Raw genomic sequence first — 228 nt, 5'->3', positions numbered from 1 at the left:
ATATCGTGAGGCAACATTAGCTGAAAAATACCTGGCCTACGCTGCCTATCACCATAAAAAAAATCGTGCATTTCTCAGCCATATAATGAAAGTACCAAGTCCTGCTCAAGTGGCTTCAGTACCTAATATTCAGCCAAAATTTACACCGCCAACAACTAAGTTAGGTGCGAGGTATTTTCCAGAAGATGCAATTGATAAGTTGATAGAGGGGTTTCGTCTCCATGGGGC

1 protein-coding gene is annotated in these 228 nt (G+C 42.1%); it reads left to right on the top strand.

Annotated elements, in window-relative coordinates; all coding sequences use genetic code 11:
* Positions 1 to 228 (top strand): hypothetical protein (locus tag Q4528_RS16785; protein ID WP_303522955.1); only part of this gene is annotated, 228 nt, incomplete at both ends.

Source organism: Staphylococcus pasteuri (genome assembly GCF_030547725.1).
GTDB classification, from domain to species: Bacteria; Bacillota; Bacilli; order Staphylococcales; family Staphylococcaceae; genus Staphylococcus; species Staphylococcus pasteuri.
This window is presented reverse-complemented; position numbering and strand designations above follow the sequence as displayed.